Here is a 17,007-nt window from a genome sequence, read left to right as displayed (position 1 = left end):
CCATCCCCATGTCGCCACCAGCCTTATCTACTTGGCATTACTCTACGATTCCCAAGGACTCTACCAGCGAGCCGAATTTCTGTATTCCCAAGCTTTGAATATTTTTGAGCGAAGTTTAGGATCAAATCATCCTAATACTGTGAGAGTGCGTGAGAATTTAGCAAATTTACGCGATTCTCTCTAATGAGAAAACGAAAATTTACCTTCCCAACCTCATCACTCTAGCTTTTATCTCCAAGTTTCGTGCTTTGAACACAAAGTTTCATGTTCAGAACCCGAACTTTCGTGTTGCAAACGAGAATGTTCCTGTTTGCAACTAAAGTATTCTTGTTTCCAGTGAGAACGTTCTTGTTCTAAACGAGAATGTTTCTGTTTCAAACGAGAACCTTCCTGTTTCCAGTGAGAATGTTCTTGCTGCAAAGGAGAATCTTCTATTTCTGAGGTTGAATGATGGGGTTTTGAATATAGAACTTCTCGTTTGTATGCAATACACTCTAACCTCTCTCCTACAAGGCTACGGTGTACACACAAGTCTGATCACCTTGTCCCACATCGTTTTGATCCCCCCTAACCCCCCTTTTTAAGGGGGGAACAAGAATCAAAGTCCCCCTTTTTAAGGGGGATTTAGGGGGATAAAACCACATAACGTGAAAAGTCAGGTCTGAGTCCCCCAATAAGAGTTAAACTTTGCCAGTAAACACCCTCTCAGCCGGGCCTGTCATGTAAATCCGTTGGTCTAGTTCTGACCATTCAATTTGCAGAGAACCACCAGGTAATTCTACAATAGCGACGCGATCGCACTTTTCGGTCAAGACACCAGCCACCAAGGAAGCACACGCCCCAGTCCCACAAGCCAGGGTAATTCCTGCACCCCTTTCCCAGACGCGCATTTTTAAGTAATCACGACTGACAACTTCGATAAATTCAGTATTGGTGCGTTGGGGAAAAGCTGGGTGATGTTCAAATTTAGGGCCGATGGTTTCCAAGGGAATCGTAGCCACATCTTCCACAAAGGTAATGCAGTGAGGATTACCCATACTCACACAGGTGACATCCCAAGTTTGCCCCTCTACTTCTAGGGGTTGGTTAATGACTTTAGCTTCAGCCGCACCCAAGGTAGTAGGTATTTCACTCGCTAGTAATCGTGGTACACCCATATCTACCCTGACTTCACCATCGGGCATGAGTTGGGGTGTAATCACACCAGCTAAGGTTTGAATGCGATAGGTGTCTTGATTGCGGGATATGCCTTCTAAGTCTGCCAGAAACCCTGCTAAACAGCGAATCCCGTTACCACACATTTCCGGTTCTGAGCCATCGGAGTTAAAAATCCGCATAGTGTAATCAGTGCCGGTTTTCCCCGGTAGGGCAAAAATCACACCATCAGCACCGATACCAAAATGGCGATCGCATAATTTAATAGCTTGCTCAGGAGTCAGCACCGGCGAGCTTGACGCGCGATTATCAATCAGAATAAAGTCGTTGCCTAAACCGTGATACTTAGTAAATTCGATTGCCATTTTCCTGATGATGAATTATCAATGATTAAGTATTGGGGATTGGGTACTGGGTATTGGGAAAACTCTTCCCCAGTCCCTAGTCCCTAATCCCCAGTCCCTCAATTATTCCATCATTACCAAAAATGACTATCACTGATTTTGACACTTCACTGCCTAGCATTCGCCAAGTCCAAACCCTGATTAAACAAACCGGAACAGTTGAATTTAAGCTGGTTACAGGCGATTTACTCACGGGTAGAATCTTATGGCAAGACCCCAACTGTATTTGCATTATGGATGAAAATGGTCAGCAAATTACTATTTGGAAATTAGCGATCGCCTACCTGAAATCAGGTGACAGGTGATAGGAAACAGGGGACAGGTGATAGGTGACAGGTGACAGAGAAAGTTATTCAAAACCTCTACACCCCTACACCTCTACACCCCTACACCTGTAGCGTAAATAAATAGTTGTTGGATTTGATTTAAACTGTTCAAACTACCGCACAGCAGCACTTGGTCGCTAGTTCGTAAATCCATACTGCTATCAGGAGAACGGATAAATTTGCCATCCCGTCGTATGGCTTGGATTTGCACTCCAGATTCGGAATGTAAAGTTAACTCTGCGATGGTTTTACCTAAAATTGGGGCATGATCATCGACTTGAATCCATTGACAGGCACTGTTTTCTCCAGGAACAGCTACCTTACCTTGCGCTAATTCAGATAAAGCTGCTAGTTCTTCTGATGCTCCCACAACTAACAGGCGATCGCCTGTCTCTAATTTGGTTTGTTGATTGGGATAATCAATTTCTTCACCGTTGGCGCGACGAATTGCCACTAAACTCACACCCGTTAAGTAGCGCACATCTGCTTCTTCCAAACTCATACCTATTAGGGGTGAATCTGATGGGAGAGCATACCAACGCCGATTTAAATCTTGAGTTATTTGTTTTAAATGGCGGGAAACTTCATCGGCAGTTCTTTCTGGACGAAAATCTAAATAATGATCGCTGCGGATTTGCTGCATTTCTTGCTGTAATACACCAGGGGTCAAGCCTAAACCTGTTAATAGATAAGTTGCCATTTCGATACTAGCTTCAAATTCTGGCTGAACTACTTCCCTCGCCCCCAATTGATACAGCAACTCAATATTTTTATCTTGGGTAGCCCGGACAACTAAATCTAATTCGGGACACAATTCCAAAGCCCGTTTCAAGGACAGACGGATACTCATGGGGTCAGGAAGTGCGATCGCCATTCCTTTGGCATGATTTACCCCAGCCGTTTCTAAAACGTGTAAACTCACACAATTACCGTAGACGTAAGGTATTTTCGCTTCTCGTAACTGCTGAATTCTGCTTTCAGATTGGTCAATGACCACTACAGGTAGGTGATGTTGCTGTAACAGCTTGACTAAATTCCTCCCCACTCGCCCATAGCCACACACTACTATATGGTCTTTAAAAGGTAGTTCTTCTGAGACATCTTTGGCTTGACTTTCATCTAAATAAGGTTTTAGCCAAGGCATTGATTCCATTAAGTTAAATAAGAATGGCACTAACCGCAGCACAAAGGGAGTGAGCATCAGTGTAACGGCGGTAGTTCCTAAAATGAGTGAATATATCGGCCGAGACACCAACCCCAATGCTTGTCCTTCACTGGCTAACACAAAGGAAAATTCTCCAATTTGCGCCAGTCCCAACCCCACAATTAAGGCTGTTTTTAACGGGTAGCGGAACAGTTTAACTAAGGGGGTGATAATCAAGAACTTCCCGACAAACACTAAGGCTACTAACCCTAAAATTAATTCTAAGTTGTTCCACAAAAACACCGGATCGATTAACATCCCAATGGCGGCGAAGAACAAACTCGCAAAAATATCTCGCAGTGGTTCTACATAGGTTAGGGTTTGGTCGGCGTACTCCACTTCAGAAATCATTAACCCAGCGACAAACGCCCCCATCTCAATGGAGAGTCCTAAATATTCTGTCAGCAGGGCAATTCCCAAACACAACGCCACTACCCCTAATAAAAATAGTTCTCGGCTTTCGGTACGGGCTAACAGTCTCAGCAACGGTGGAATGAGCCAAATTCCCGCCACCACCGCCCCAGCCGCAAATAAACCAATCCGCACCAAGGCTGTGATGACAGCAATACCAAGGACTTCCCCCGGTTCATTCAGTGCAGGTAACACCGCCAGCATCAACCCTAGGGCTAAGTCCTGGACTACCAAAATCCCCAGCATTACCTGACCGTGGGGTGTTTCGGTTTCGTTGCGCTCCATTAAGCATTTAAGCACAACAGCCGTAGAAGATAAGGAGAGAATTGAACCTAGGAATACACCCTTAGCGGGTAAAGTTCCCCATGCTCCCGTGACTCCACACACCAACACCGTAACCAGAATTGTCAAAGCGATTTGTAGCCCACCACCACCAAGGGCGATCGCTTTCACTTTTTTGAGTTCCGCAAAGGAAAACTCTACACCCAAGGCAAATAATAGGAAGGCGACCCCAAACTGCGCCAGCGTTTCTACTTGCACAACTTCTTTAATCAGCCCCAACCCAGCAGGCCCCACAACCATCCCGCCGATGAGATACCCCAGCAGCACAGGTTGTCTTAGCATAGATGCTAATAATCCGCCACAGGCCGCAACGGCCAAAACAGATACTAAATCAACAATTAATCTAAAATCTTCTTGCACCAGTTTCTCTAAGAACTATTAAGACCTATTAACTTTAGAATACAAATTTTTATCTATCTGAGGGGAGGGTAACTTAAACCAATTCGCAATTCGCAATGGACTAACGTCCCGCTCCGCTAACGCAATTCGCAATTACGTGTTGTAACGGGGATTTAGAAAGAGCCACAACACTTGCGGCTTGATAGAAGCTGGGGATTTAAACCCCTACATTTTGTTAAATTCAAAATCCCAACTTTAAGAGAGTCAATAAGTAGGGTGCGTTGCTACGCTTTGACACACCGTTGATCTAGTTTGCTGTGTGTACAACGTAATTGATAAGTTTTGCTTAATCTTTTGTTCACACAACATAAGCATTTACTACAGATGCAACTTGCTTAATTGGTCACGAATGCGATCGCTAATCATAAACAACCAGGACTTACACAAGTGTCACAATTGGTGGTTGGTGCGTGACGCTATAAGTCTCATGACTATGTTCAAATATTCTCGCTGTGTCACGCAACGGCAATAAAGCGGGAGGAAAATCCACACCGCTTTTTGCCTCCCCTACAGAAAAAATATGCTGGTTGCGTAAGTCCTAAGAACCAAAAATGACATTAATCTAAGTGGAATATTCGCAATTATGACTATCATGGGGTATATTTATTTGATGTGACAGCTTTTCCTTCTGGAGAGCAAACTGCCGATGAATTCATCGGTATTGGTCGTTGCTCATTTTATGCCAGCACGACCACGCAATTTTTATATCATCAGGCGCATTTTACTGTATTCGACACACCATTTGCTATTTTGATCATCAAGGACAAGAGTATAATTCTTGTCCTTTATTTTTTGGTTAAAGTTTTGGCTCTTACGCCTACGCTATCACTCAAGCGAATTTACGGTTTTCTCAACTAAACTGTATTGCTTTATGAATAAATGTTGAAAATTGTGATTCTTCTTAATGCTATCAAACCTAGAATAAGGTTGTAATATAAAGGATAAATCATCAAAATTTTGGTTTTTATGTTTAGATTGTAATGCTGTTTAAATAACATTATTTAACTCAATTATATATTAATTGAATATTAAAAAAGTGTTGTAATTTCTAGCAAAATCTTCAGAAAAAATTAAGCATCGTTTAGTAAGGGAGATTGTATGTATGTTTTTTGGACAAATTGAAAGGGAGATGTTGTCAGCAGAAATATATTCAATTGGTCAAAATACTCAATTGCCAGAAAATCTACACTTACTAATCAATAGAGAACAAGGAAACCATGATATTTGGGAATCTCACAGCAAGACTACCGTGCTTCCAGTACAAGAAATAGGGAAACAGGGGACAAAAACTAATCACTAATTAAATCCGATCGCCTGTGGTGTAACACCAATTCCATTCCTAATTTTTCACCGAACCAGAGAAGAAATTAGTATCAATGGCACACCTATTTGAACCACTCAAGCTTCGTGAAGTCACCTTCCGCAACCGCATTGCTATGTCGCCCATGTGTCAATATTCCAGCACCAATGGATTTGCTAACGACTGGCATTTGGTTCATTTAGCATCTCGTGCAGTAGGTGGTGCAGGTTTAATTATTACAGAAGCGGCGGCTGTAGAACCTCGCGGCCGGATTAGTCCCCAAGACTTGGGAATTTGGTCAGATGATCACATAGAATATTTAGCTAAGATTGCGGGATTGATCCATAACTTTGGGGCTGTAGCTGGTATTCAATTAGCCCACGCAGGGAGAAAAGCCAGCACAGCTAAACCCAGTCGCGGGGGAAAAGTGTTAGATGAATCCCAAGAAGGTTGGCGGCCATTAGTTTCGAGTAGTGCGATCGCTTTTAGTAAAGATAGTCCAGTCCCCGAAGCCCTCAGTTTAGAAGGAATCCAGCAAGTTACTCAAGCCTTTGTCCAAGCTACCCAACGTTCTCTACAAGCTGGTTTTAAAGTCATAGAAATCCATGCAGCCCACGGCTACTTATTACATCAGTTTCTTTCACCTTTAGTCAACCAACGCCAAGATAATTACGGTGGTAGCTTTGAAAACCGTACCCGCCTACTGCGAGAAGTCGTTACAGCCGTCCGAGAGATATGGCCGCAAACATACCCTCTGTTTGTCCGCATTTCGGCGACAGATTGGGTAGATAAAGGTTGGGACATTGAACAAAGTATTACCTTAAGTAAAGAACTTAAATCTCTTGGTGTAGACCTCATCGATTGTTCTTCAGGGGCAATCATACCCGGTATCAACATTCCAGTAAAACCCGGATATCAAACCCAATTTGCTCAACGCATCCGTCAAGAAACTAATATCGCCACAGGTGCAGTTGGCTTAATCACTTCCCCCGAACAAGCAGACCAAATTATTCGCGATGGCGTAGCCGACATGGTACTTTTAGGGCGGGAATTACTCCGCAATCCCTACTGGCCTCACTTAGCTGCTAAAGAACTAGGATATGAGAAACATTGGCCGGTTCAATATGATCGAGCCTGGTGATAGTTTTCTACCTACTTGTAGAGACACAATTCATCGTCTCTCCCAAAGAATTACTACAAATTAAAAGATACTGTCGAAAGCCAAAGAAAAATTAGTCGTATCAGATAAAACAGCTATCAAATCACCTTGATAATAAATAGCCGTATCTAAAGCTGAACTGCCATGATAATTTCTAGTGCGGTCTAAAGTATAGTTACCAATACTTCCACCAAAACGGATTTTATCACCGTCCGACCAACTAAAGTCGGTAATTATTGCATATCCTGCATTACCATCAGCGTAGTAAGCAATTTCAACTACACCAAAAGAAGAATTATTATAACCGAGAGCAAAGGTATCAGCACCAGCACCACCAGTTAGGGTATCTCGTTCACCATAGCTATAACCTAGATCATTATCTAGATAACCTTTCAGAAAATCGTTACCAGTCCCACCATCAAGTAAATCATTACCACTTTCGCCAAAAAGGAAATCGTGATCATTTCCACCATAGAGAGAATCATCACCATCCCCACCAAAGAGGTAATCATTTCCATCCCCACCAAAAAGGAAGTCTTTCCCACCCCGACCATCAAGAACATCACTTCCTCCCCAACCGGCTAGGGAGTTGTCGCTGTTATTTCCGTCAATTCTATTATCTAGCTCGTTTCCCCAACCAATACGGACAGATCCTTGTAGAGTTAAATTTTCTACATTTGCAGGTAAAGTGGTGAGATTTACTGAGGTGTAAATCCTATCAGTTCCTTCTCCGCTATATTCTACGACCGTATCATAAATAGAATTCACATAGTATTTATCATCACCAGTTCCGCCAACCATTCTGTCTCTACCGATTCCACCATTCAGAATGTCATCACCACTTCCGCCGTATAAATTGTCATCACCATCGTAACCATAAATTATGTCATTATCCCCATAGCCAAATATAGAATCAGCAGCATAAGTACCGTAGAGATTGTTTTTTCCAGAATTACCATAAATAAATGCCATATTGATTTCTCCTCGTTGTCAAAAATTTTCTGTCAACAGGCTCGGATGAACCTCTAACTAGAGATATGTTTGACTTGAGAGAATTATGCAGCTACTCAACCCGGATTGACGTAAGGAAACCCAACACAGAGATATAGTTTAAGCTTTCAAAATCCATGTTGGGTTGTGCTGCGCTTAACCCAACCTTGTATCTACTGCTTGTGAGAAATGCGCGTCAGGACATCTGTGCATAGATAGAAGCCTAAGCCTAAGCCAAGGAGTCATCCCCCTGTCTTGGTATTAAATACTTGAACTTAAACCAACCCGGAAAGTAAACCCAGGACTATAAATTCTGTTCACTCGTTCGTATTGTTCGCCAAGTAAATTTTCTAAATAAAACGTCAGCCCCAAACCTTTACTTAAAGGGATGCGCCCACTCAAGTCAAAATTTACGTAAGATGGCGCAAAGTCTGTATTTTTATCATTAGGATTATTAAACAAAGCCCTTCTAGCACCACTATTATATGTAGCGTATAGATTGGCTTGCCATCCATTTTGTTGATAGCCAATTCCAGCTTGCAAATTAGAGTAAGGAATCAAACCTAATTGCAAACCTCGCTCTGTTCCTGTTTTAATTTGAGCATCGGTGTAAGTGTAGTTAACAAACGTTGACCAATTCCTAGTAAATCGCCAACGCAATGCAGCTTCTAAGCCATTGGTGTCAACTAGCCCAATATTTTGCCATTGCCCTTGAATAATTCCCAGACGATTATCTAAACTACTACCAAAGTAGGTAAATTGTCCTGTTAAATCCTGCGAAAATTTAACATCTAGCCCCGCAGTCCATGATGAACCCGTTTCTGGTTTTAAATCAGGATTAGACAACCAACCATGCACCGTATCATAAAGATATAACTGGTCTAATCCTGGGTTACGTTGTCCGCCAGCCCAGCTTCCTCGCACAGCCAGATTTGGAGACATCGCATAACGCAAACCCACACTGGGATTGAGATAATTGCCAAATTGAGAATCAAAGCTTTGTCTTAAACCTAAATCTACCTGAAAAGTGTCGCTCAAATCCCAAGTATTAACCGCAAACAATGCTGTATTCAATACACTGCGATTTTCTTCCTCATTCAAAGCGATTCGATTGGGGCTGGTACTGTTAGTAATCCCATCTAAATTGGTATTTTTTAAATCTAAACCCCAACGTAGACGATTATTGTTGGTGAGTCGCCATTCATGGTCTACTCTGGCTGTTAAGTTTTGTGTGTCTAATGTACCAGTGCGGTAAAATGTGTTGCCTTGAAAAACCGTAGGGCCGTAAGTATTAAAGTAGTCTTGGTTATAACCTAGTGTAGTGGTAAGGTTAGAGTCTTTCGCAAGTTGCGATCGCCAAGATAAACCAATATTTAATCCATCATGGTCTAACCTATCTCTTTGCAAAGGGAAGCCAAAATAAATCAAACCCCGACGACTACTGAGTTTTTTCACATCAAAACTCAAGGTATTTTTGGGGTTCAAATCAACAGCAAAGTTGCCAAAATAGGTACTAGTCGCTGTATCTGCATTGAATAAATTACCGCTAGCATCACGGTTAGCTGCACCTTGAGGTACTTTATAACGATTATCAATAAAAAATCGTTCAAAGCTCAAATTATATCTAAAGTTTTTACCGCCACTACTAAAACTAGTTTGCTGATTATTTAAATTCAACGAACCAAATTCTACTGTAGCGTTAAACTTTGGCGTGCTGCTCCCTTGTTTAGTAATAATATTAATTACTCCGCCAAAAGCCGAAGAACCATACAAAGCTGTGGATGCACCGCTAGATACTTCTATTCTCTCAATCGCTTCTACAGGAATACTATTTAAATCCGTAGCACCATGATAGGTGTTCACATCATTATTAATCGGTCTACCATTAATTAAAAAGACAGACTGGTTAATTGAATGTCCGCGATAATATGTACCTGTGTGAATGTCTGCACCGTGTCCAACATCATTAATAGCAAACCCCGGCATTCTTTTTAAAACATCAGCAACGCTTGTTGCTCCTTGTTTTTGAATTTCCTCTTTTTCAATAATGTAAGTTGGTGTAGATTGAGGTAGTGAATCTTGTTCGCCTATGGCTTCTAAACTGATATCTGCATCATCTTCTAACGGGACTTCAGCTTGTGCTAATTTCTCAGATTTAACTACTTGTAACTCCGATGGCTGCATCAATAATATTGCATCGGTAGAGTGTTGGATTACTTCACTCACTTGCAAAATATCTGGATTAAAATTTTGATATTTTTGATTAATATCTGATTCTTCAACCGCAATCTCTGATGCTAATGATGGTGAACCAACGAATGCACCTAATAAACTTAATGGCAGCATCCATAACTTTTGCCTCATTGAGTTCTCCAAAATTAAAATGATTATTGTATTTATTAACTAAACAAAACACTATCGATAAATACGAATATCTGTCAAGCACTTTTATTGGATTATTTTACTTTGACAGCCTGTCTTATTTGCTAGGCTCACTTATTTTTTAAGTTTGACAGCGTGTCATATATAAATATCTTGACAATTTATGATAAGTTGCTGTTTTTGTTATGATGCAAGCTGTCTTTTAATGTGAGTTCGATGAACCTCTCTGCAATCCCTCTCGGACGGGGAAAGGGGCTTAAATTTATTTGCTTTTCAACAGACAATAAATATTTTGAAGACTCTTAAATTACAGGGGAGAGCTTTGGAGAGGTGGTTTTCAATCCTTTAAACAGACGTTATTTTAAGTCTGTAAACAGTATTTTTTCTATGACTAAAAAATAGAATTTTTATCACTAATTTTGAATAAAAAGGAAAAAATAACTTGTTGTAATAAGTGCTTTTTAAGGAAATCTCTAAGGGCAAAAAACACACTTAGTCAAAAAATATACTATCAAGGATGCAAGGTTTTGCATCCCTACAGATGATTAATATGTTGCAAATATTCTGAAAACTGGTATTAGATACAACCACGACTGATCTCATACTTGGGAAATATCTGATCTCTCTCATGTAATATCAGATATTTCCCACTGATAGTAGATGTAAATGATACTCTGTTTCTATACTGTATTAAGAAGTGTTGCGTAACTTAGGAGCATATATATGCCATTATTGATGCAAACAGTAGATTCTGTCGCCACAAGTGGCTCTCATTTTCCTCTAGCTTTTACATTAGTGTATGTAGTAGGCTTTATTGCTGCTGTCAGCATTGGTTCTATTGCTTGGTACAATTCTAAACGTCCTGCTGGTTGGGAAAGCAAGGAGCGTCCTGATTTTGTGCCTAAAATCGAAAAAGAAGAAACTCCGGGTCTGGGTGAACCGAAGTCATAATTAGTCATTAGTCATTAGTCATTAGTCAATCAAGTCTAAGCTAAAGACTTTTGACTATAGTTAGTTCTGAACTTCAACCCAACGACGGTAAAGCTTTTGAATTTTTTTGAGCAGTGCAGTATGCGCTGACTGATTGGATTCATTCATTTGGGTTAACTCTTGCAATTTTGTCAAGAGTCTTGCTTCTTCGATCGCTACCTCACCATCACTGTAAATTAAACCACTGATGGCCTCAATCAGATTTTCGCAGTCTTCACTGCTGGGGCGATCGCCTAAGTATTCTTTTACCCATGCGTAACATTCATTGGGTTGTACCGGAACTAATTCATACAGCCACGGTTTAATCTCTGGATCTGTAGCCAAACCTTTGGCCTGAGCTATTTCACGTAGATATTGCCGTTCTTCTGGTTGAATTCTGCCGTCGATCCATGCAGCTCCAATCAGAATTTTAACTAAATTTTTGACATTGGCATCAGTTATCATTGCTGCCTCCTCTGGGAGATTCAGGCTTTCATCAAATCGTACAATCCTTGATCGTATTCACCCCGAATCATTGGTTTTTCTTAAGCGCACCATGAAAAACCCATCCATGTCCTGACGATGAGGCCAAAGTTTTAACCAACCTTGGGGTGTGCCATAGGTAGAATAAGGCGAATCAACGCTCAAAGGTTCAATTTGCCAATCGGAATGCTCTCTTAAAAATTCTGTAATCACACCTTCATTTTCGGCTGGGTGTAGGGTACAAGTAGCGTAAACTAGCACCCCACCGGGTTTGACAAATTTTGATGTTTGTGATGTTAGTTCCTTTTGCAGTGTCGAAAGTTCTACCACAGAGGCGGGTGTTTGTCGCCAACGCGCATCAGCATGACGGTGGAGAGTACCTAAACCAGAACAAGGCGCATCTAATAAAACTCGGTCGGCGGTATGATCAAACTGTGGTGAATTTCGGCTGTCGCCAGTGTAAATTTCAATTGAGTGTAAACCCAGGCGTTGGGCATTGTCTTTAAGTTTACGCAACCGGGAGGCAGTGCGATCGCAAGCAAAGATTTTTCCCTCATCCTGCATTAACTCAGCCATGTGGGTTGTCTTCCCCCCTGGCGCAGCACAAGCATCAATTATCACTTCCCCAGATTGGGGGTCAAGTATATGGCTCACCAACTGTGCGCTAGCATCCTGGACAACCCACCAACCTTCATTAAATCCAGGGAGATTTTGAATCGCTCCACTATTCCCAATCAATCGTAAAGCTTGGGGTAAATGAGGTATTCGTCTAGCTAAAATCCCCACCGATGTTAACGCTGTTTCTACTTCCTCAATCGAAGTCCGCAGAGGATTAATTCTTAAGTCAATGGTGGGTGTTTGATTCATCCACTCACAGAGTTTTTCCGTCTCCTCTACACCCAATTGTTCTAACCAAACTTGGATGATCCAATCAGGAAAACTGTGTAAAATTCCTAACCGTTCTACTGGATTTTCTGGTAACTCTAAAGGGTCTGGTAATTTTTCTGCTAAACGAACGTACTGACGTAACAAACCGTTCACAAAACCTGTAAGTCCAGCCAGACCATTATCTTTAGCCAGTTGGACTGTAGTATTGACAGCCGCAGATACAGGGATACGTTCTTGATAACGCAGTTGATAAAAGCCTAAGTGTAAAATACTGCGGAGTTCGCTCGGCTGTTGATGAGATTTCTTTTTGGCGAGTTGGTCAATTAGAGAGTCAAGAGTACGTTGTCTTCTAACGCTGCCATATACTAATTCTGTCACCAAACGGCGGTCAATATCAGATAGGTTAACTTTTCGTAGCACCCTATCTAATGCAACATCAGCGTAAGCCCCTTTATGAACATCTCGTAGGGTTAAAAAAGCTATTTGACGGGGATTTGTCACATCGCTGCACTCCGAATTCAAAATTAACAATCCCTATATAGCGTTTCCTAATTATATGAGGTAAATCATAGTCCTCTCTTCGCGGCGGTTTCCGCCGAACAGAACTTCGGCGGAGTAGGGTGGTTTCATACAAGCAGAGAAAAACTAAACTTGGGTTTCAAAGCCTCTCCCCCAGTGGGGGAGAGGTTTGGAGAGGGGTAAAAGCCACACCACAAAACAAGAAATCAAGACTTATATATTTTCCTTTTTTCGTATGAAACCACCCTCCAAACAGAACTTCGGCGGAGGGGTTTGAGGGCGGAGTGCTATCTCACTCGACCAAGAAACGCTATAAATTTAGGAGCTTGTTAATCATAGGACTTACGCAAAATATCACAAAATTAGTAGTCTACGGCTACATGAATTACCACTAAGCAAAAATTAGGTTTTCGTTCACATCTGCCGTAAATACTGAATTATTCTTTTTTTTGCTGATTTATAAATAAGAATACAAAACCCCAGTTTCTTAAAGAAAACGGGGTTATTGGCTTTCAGGAATGATTTAGTCTAATAGACCAAAATACACTATTACTATTATCGATATGGTTCTACGCTACTGATTTCAAATTCACAGGCGCGCGAAACTAATTCTGATGGCAATTTATCAAAACTGACTAACGATAAATAAGAGGGGTCTTTAATTAATTCTTTTGCTAATAAGAAACCAGCAATCGTCCAGGTTTGATATTTTCTAGATTGCTTCCCAATCAATCGTCCTTTTTTGCCATCATAATATTCTGGCCATTCATCTTCAAACAGTCGTGTTTGGGCAATTTCAATCGCCTTAGTTGCCAAATAAGGTTTATTAGTTTTTATAGATGCTGCTGTTAACATCCACATCAAAACAGGCCAACTACCTGCATTATGATATGACCAAGGTATATTCTTAGGGTCGCATCCTGTAACAGTTCTGTACTCTTCATTTTCTAAAGCTGGATAGCAGATTTTCATGGGCATATCTCCCACTAAATCTTCCCATCTTTCTTCCACAAGATTCATAATTGCTTGAGCTTGTTCTTCTGTCGCCAAGTCTGAAATAATTGCCATCAAGTTACCCAGTGCAAAGAACCGAGTATCTAACTGTGATGGACCAACATTACCTGCTAAATAACCACCTTTTTTTGGTAGCCATTTATCTAATTCATAATAGGGAATAGAGTCTACATAGATGTTAAAAAGATTGACTGCTGTTTTACCGTATTCTTCACTTTTGAAGCGATAAATAGCATTGAGACGATTCAGATCAATCCAATAATGCTCACGAATATGGGCGCACAAAAGCGGTAAACGATTATCAATTGCTTCTACAACATCTTGATTACCTTTACAAATTAGCATCTCCCGTGCCGCACGCAACGCCGAATAAAATAGGACTTGCAGTTCTAGAGGGTGTCCATAGATACCCATGCGGCGGTCAATCATGCAAGCACCATCGGGAACTAACAGCGTGGGATACATATCAAAGCGATTAGCCAGACAGATTTCCATGATTAACCTAATACCTGTTTGGAATTCAGGTTTATAGGCTAAAGAAAAATCTTTTGTTGCTACTACATAAGAGTGCAATAAAATGATCCACCATAAACAAGAATCTACTGGTGTGACTCTAGCGATCGCGTGTTCACCAAAATCTGCTTCTAAATACTCTTCACCATGATCTAATACTACTTTAAAACTCGCTGGTATCAAACCCCTACCCGGCTTATACGCATCTAACTGTCTTTCTTTAGGTTGTAACTTTAAAGTTTCTTCTAAAAAGTTGCGGACAATCTCTGTTCTACCTTTGATCAGAAAAAGCAAAGCTGACGAAACAAAATCCCGAATAAAACATTGGTCGTAATTCAAAGCCTCTACAGAAACATCATAGGCTGCTACTGTCCCCACAGGGCGACCTTTATAATATAAAATTGATTTTTCTAGTGCTTCCCAAGCAGATGCTTCTATATTTTCATCTGTTAGTAATTCGTTGATTTTCTGCATCGCCAGACTAACTCCATTGTGGGTATAAATTTTTGGTAGATGCGCTTTCTTCGCGATAATTTGTACTCTTGTTCAGCATAACAGAGAGAATTTTTGCTAGGGCAAAAATTCTCCAACATCAACAGCCCAAACTGATTATCTCAAGCTGTTACTATTTTGTATAATGCGTAATGAACAATTAATTCACTTTATAATCAGTTATTCTTGTGGTAATCTACAGCTAGCTGTGATTTCATACCCAAGTAATAAAAAGATTAATAAAGACAGTCAGATAAGATATATTTTTAGCTTATCCATAGCTCTTTTGTGTGAGCAGAGCTTGCCTTTACCAAACAAAAACATATCTCTCAAACTGTTTAAGGTTTAGATGAAGTGAAGTCTCAATGACTTCTAGTTATCTTTACTTAATTAGGATCTAGTGATCAAGATTATTTTTCCCCTACAAATTAATAATTTATAACTTTTTTTAAAAATTTGCAATACGAATAATTACAAAGTTGAAGTTTGTCAATACCTTTAAAGGATTATATATCTTACACTACAGAAATATAAACTAGTGTGATTACTGGACTGATATCACAAATAAATCATCAACCATCAAGCAATCATGGGGTTATAGAACAGGAGAGAGTTGTTTGCGATCGCGTCTGTAACATCACCATATTTCAGCTTATCTGCTAGCACACACCAAGCTCAAACTTTAACTCTGATTTATAAATTATTCTCTACTCTCTCCATAAGTCAGCACACCGGGAAAATTAATGATTTCAGATATCAAAGTCTTCCTAGCATTGCTTTTTCAATCTCCACCGTCCAGTTCATAACGTCTGAAGGTATTGTAATAAAAGCGATGCCTTGATAAAACAAACATTTATATGACTTCTGTTGAATCTAACCAGCATAGAAAAGCTAAAGCCCTAAAACCTACCAGTCGTCGCCCTGCGAAAGAACTATGCAGCGAGTGCGGACTGTGCGACACATACTATATCCACTATGTCAAGGAAGCCTGTGCGTTTATCACCCAACAGATAGACACCCTAGAAGCACAAACACACACCCGTTCTCGGAATCTCGATAACCCCGATGAACTTTACTTTGGTGTGCATCAAGACATGATGGCAGCGCGGAAACAGCAGCCCATCGAAGGCGCACAATGGACGGGGATAGTTAGCAGCATAGCTATCGAAATGCTGAATCGCGGCTTAGTGGAAGGCGTTGTCTGTGTCCAGAACACCAAAGAAGACCGCTTTCAACCCATGCCCGTAATTGCCCGCACACCAGAAGAAATCCTAGCGGCGCGGGTAAATAAACCTACGCTTTCCCCCAACCTTTCCATATTGGAACAGGTAGAACAATCAGGGATGAAACGATTATTAGTAATTGGGGTTGGTTGCCAAATTCAAGCGTTACGTGCTGTAGAAAAAAAATTAGGACTAGAAAAGCTGTATGTCCTAGGTACACCTTGCGTAGATAACGTTACCCGCGCCGGACTGCAAAAATTCTTAGAAACTACCAGCCGATCGCCTGAGACAGTAGTACATTACGAATTCATGCAAGACTTCCGCATCCACTTTAAGCATGAAGATGGCTCAATTGAGAAAGTCCCCTTCTTTGGCTTAAAGACTAACCAACTCAAAGATATCTTTGCTCCCTCCTGCATGAGTTGCTTTGATTACGTCAACTCCCTAGCGGATTTAGTTGTGGGTTATATGGGCGCACCCTTCGGCTGGCAGTGGATTTTAGTGAGAAATGATACAGGGAAAGAAATGCTGGACTTAGTGCAAGACCAGTTAGACACTCAGCCTGTGATGTCGGAGGGGAATCGAAAAGAGGCTGTACAGCAGGGGATTCCTGCTTATGACAAGGGTGTAACGTTACCGATGTGGGTAGCAAAACTGATGGGTGTGGTGATTGATAAAATCGGCCCCAAAGGTTTGGAGTATGCCCGGTTCTCGATGGATTCGCACTTTACACGGAATTATTTGTTTGTGAAGCGGAATTATCCTGAGAAGTTGGAACATCATGTGCCGGAGTTTGCCAAGCGGATCGTTGGGCAGTATAAGTTACCGGATTGA

General features: G+C 41.1%; 15 protein-coding genes. 7 read left to right on the top strand and 8 right to left on the bottom strand.

Annotated elements, in window-relative coordinates:
* Positions 1–184 (top strand): tetratricopeptide repeat protein (locus VB693_RS23565; protein WP_323268376.1); only part of this gene is annotated, 184 nt, incomplete at its 5' end.
* 44 nt (positions 185–228) lie between these two features.
* On the opposite strand, the gene VB693_RS23560 is transcribed toward VB693_RS23565, so the two are convergent.
* Together VB693_RS23560 and dapF are read right to left on the bottom strand one after the other, a co-directional pair.
* Positions 229–420, bottom strand: a complete 192-nt coding sequence (locus tag VB693_RS23560) for a hypothetical protein (protein ID WP_323268375.1) — start codon at positions 418–420, stop codon at positions 229–231.
* A 260-nt stretch (positions 421–680) separates the two neighbouring features.
* Entirely contained in the window at positions 681–1,520 is an 840-nt protein-coding gene (gene dapF, locus VB693_RS23555) for a diaminopimelate epimerase (protein WP_323268374.1), read from the bottom strand.
* A 122-nt stretch (positions 1,521–1,642) separates the two neighbouring features.
* Between dapF and VB693_RS23550 the strand changes: the two genes are divergently transcribed.
* Positions 1,643–1,864, top strand: a complete 222-nt coding sequence (locus VB693_RS23550; RefSeq protein ID WP_190705833.1) for an Hfq-related RNA-binding protein — start codon at positions 1,643–1,645, stop codon at positions 1,862–1,864.
* Positions 1,865–1,937: 73 nt separating this feature from the next.
* Here VB693_RS23550 and VB693_RS23545 read toward each other — a convergent pair whose 3' ends face one another.
* Complete coding sequence (locus VB693_RS23545; RefSeq protein ID WP_323268373.1) at positions 1,938–4,202, bottom strand: cation:proton antiporter; 2,265 nt, start codon at positions 4,200–4,202, stop codon at positions 1,938–1,940.
* Between the two features lie 612 nt (positions 4,203–4,814).
* Here VB693_RS23545 and VB693_RS23540 point away from each other — a divergent pair.
* The 3 genes from VB693_RS23540 to namA all read left to right on the top strand — a co-directional run bounded on the left by VB693_RS23540 (position 4,815) and on the right by namA (position 6,682).
* Complete coding sequence (locus VB693_RS23540) at positions 4,815–5,099, top strand: DUF2808 domain-containing protein (protein ID WP_323268377.1); 285 nt, start codon at positions 4,815–4,817, stop codon at positions 5,097–5,099.
* Positions 5,100–5,343: 244 nt separating this feature from the next.
* Complete coding sequence (locus VB693_RS23535; protein WP_323268372.1) at positions 5,344–5,541, top strand: hypothetical protein; 198 nt, start codon at positions 5,344–5,346, stop codon at positions 5,539–5,541.
* A 76-nt stretch (positions 5,542–5,617) separates the two neighbouring features.
* Positions 5,618–6,682 (top strand): NADPH dehydrogenase NamA, encoded by a 1,065-nt coding sequence (gene namA, locus VB693_RS23530; protein ID WP_323268371.1) that lies wholly within the window; start codon positions 5,618–5,620, stop codon positions 6,680–6,682.
* Positions 6,683–6,742: 60 nt separating this feature from the next.
* On the opposite strand, the gene VB693_RS23525 is transcribed toward namA, so the two are convergent.
* Together VB693_RS23525 and VB693_RS23520 are read right to left on the bottom strand one after the other, a co-directional pair.
* Complete coding sequence (locus VB693_RS23525) at positions 6,743–7,672, bottom strand: calcium-binding protein (protein WP_323268370.1); 930 nt, start codon at positions 7,670–7,672, stop codon at positions 6,743–6,745.
* A gap of 279 nt (positions 7,673–7,951) precedes the next feature.
* Positions 7,952–10,054: a TonB-dependent receptor gene (locus VB693_RS23520; protein WP_323268369.1), complete on the bottom strand. Its 2,103-nt coding sequence runs from the start codon at positions 10,052–10,054 to the stop codon at positions 7,952–7,954.
* Between the two features lie 741 nt (positions 10,055–10,795).
* On the opposite strand from VB693_RS23520, the gene psb35 reads away from it, so the two are divergent.
* Positions 10,796–11,023: a photosystem II assembly protein Psb35 gene (gene psb35, locus VB693_RS23515; protein ID WP_323268368.1), complete on the top strand. Its 228-nt coding sequence runs from the start codon at positions 10,796–10,798 to the stop codon at positions 11,021–11,023.
* Positions 11,024–11,083: 60 nt separating this feature from the next.
* On the opposite strand, the gene VB693_RS23510 is transcribed toward psb35, so the two are convergent.
* The 3 genes from VB693_RS23510 to VB693_RS23500 all read right to left on the bottom strand — a co-directional run bounded on the left by VB693_RS23510 (position 11,084) and on the right by VB693_RS23500 (position 14,932).
* Complete coding sequence (locus VB693_RS23510; RefSeq protein WP_190705791.1) at positions 11,084–11,506, bottom strand: TerB family tellurite resistance protein; 423 nt, start codon at positions 11,504–11,506, stop codon at positions 11,084–11,086.
* A gap of 57 nt (positions 11,507–11,563) precedes the next feature.
* Positions 11,564–12,913 (bottom strand): 16S rRNA (cytosine(967)-C(5))-methyltransferase, encoded by a 1,350-nt coding sequence (locus VB693_RS23505; protein WP_323268367.1) that lies wholly within the window; start codon positions 12,911–12,913, stop codon positions 11,564–11,566.
* Positions 12,914–13,486: 573 nt separating this feature from the next.
* A complete protein-coding gene (locus VB693_RS23500) occupies positions 13,487–14,932 on the bottom strand; it encodes a glycoside hydrolase 100 family protein (RefSeq protein WP_323268366.1) in 1,446 nt (481 codons plus the stop codon).
* 875 nt (positions 14,933–15,807) lie between these two features.
* On the opposite strand from VB693_RS23500, the gene VB693_RS23495 reads away from it, so the two are divergent.
* On the top strand, positions 15,808–17,007 hold the full coding sequence (locus VB693_RS23495; RefSeq protein ID WP_323268365.1) for a Coenzyme F420 hydrogenase/dehydrogenase, beta subunit C-terminal domain: 1,200 nt from the start codon (positions 15,808–15,810) through the stop codon (positions 17,005–17,007).

Source organism: Anabaena sp. UHCC 0399 (assembly GCF_034931465.1).
GTDB lineage: Bacteria > Cyanobacteriota > Cyanobacteriia > Cyanobacteriales > Nostocaceae > Trichormus > Trichormus minutissimus.
The sequence above is the reverse complement of the archived record's forward strand: the minus strand, read 5'-3'. Positions and strand labels throughout refer to the sequence as shown.

What these genes read in the sequence shown, in the direction of transcription:
- VB693_RS23525 (WP_323268370.1), bottom strand. Translation starts at nt 7,672, where the DNA reads ATGGCATTTATTTATGGTAATTCTGGAAAAAACAATCTCTACGGTACT.
- namA (WP_323268371.1), top strand. Translation starts at nt 5,618, where the DNA reads ATGGCACACCTATTTGAACCACTCAAGCTTCGTGAAGTCACCTTCCGC.
- VB693_RS23535 (WP_323268372.1), top strand. Translation starts at nt 5,344, where the DNA reads ATGTTTTTTGGACAAATTGAAAGGGAGATGTTGTCAGCAGAAATATAT.
- psb35 (WP_323268368.1), top strand. Translation starts at nt 10,796, where the DNA reads ATGCCATTATTGATGCAAACAGTAGATTCTGTCGCCACAAGTGGCTCT.
- VB693_RS23500 (WP_323268366.1), bottom strand. Translation starts at nt 14,932, where the DNA reads ATGCAGAAAATCAACGAATTACTAACAGATGAAAATATAGAAGCATCT.
- VB693_RS23495 (WP_323268365.1), top strand. Translation starts at nt 15,808, where the DNA reads ATGACTTCTGTTGAATCTAACCAGCATAGAAAAGCTAAAGCCCTAAAA.
- VB693_RS23510 (WP_190705791.1), bottom strand. Translation starts at nt 11,506, where the DNA reads ATGATAACTGATGCCAATGTCAAAAATTTAGTTAAAATTCTGATTGGA.
- VB693_RS23520 (WP_323268369.1), bottom strand. Translation starts at nt 10,054, where the DNA reads ATGAGGCAAAAGTTATGGATGCTGCCATTAAGTTTATTAGGTGCATTC.
- VB693_RS23550 (WP_190705833.1), top strand. Translation starts at nt 1,643, where the DNA reads ATGACTATCACTGATTTTGACACTTCACTGCCTAGCATTCGCCAAGTC.
- dapF (WP_323268374.1), bottom strand. Translation starts at nt 1,520, where the DNA reads ATGGCAATCGAATTTACTAAGTATCACGGTTTAGGCAACGACTTTATT.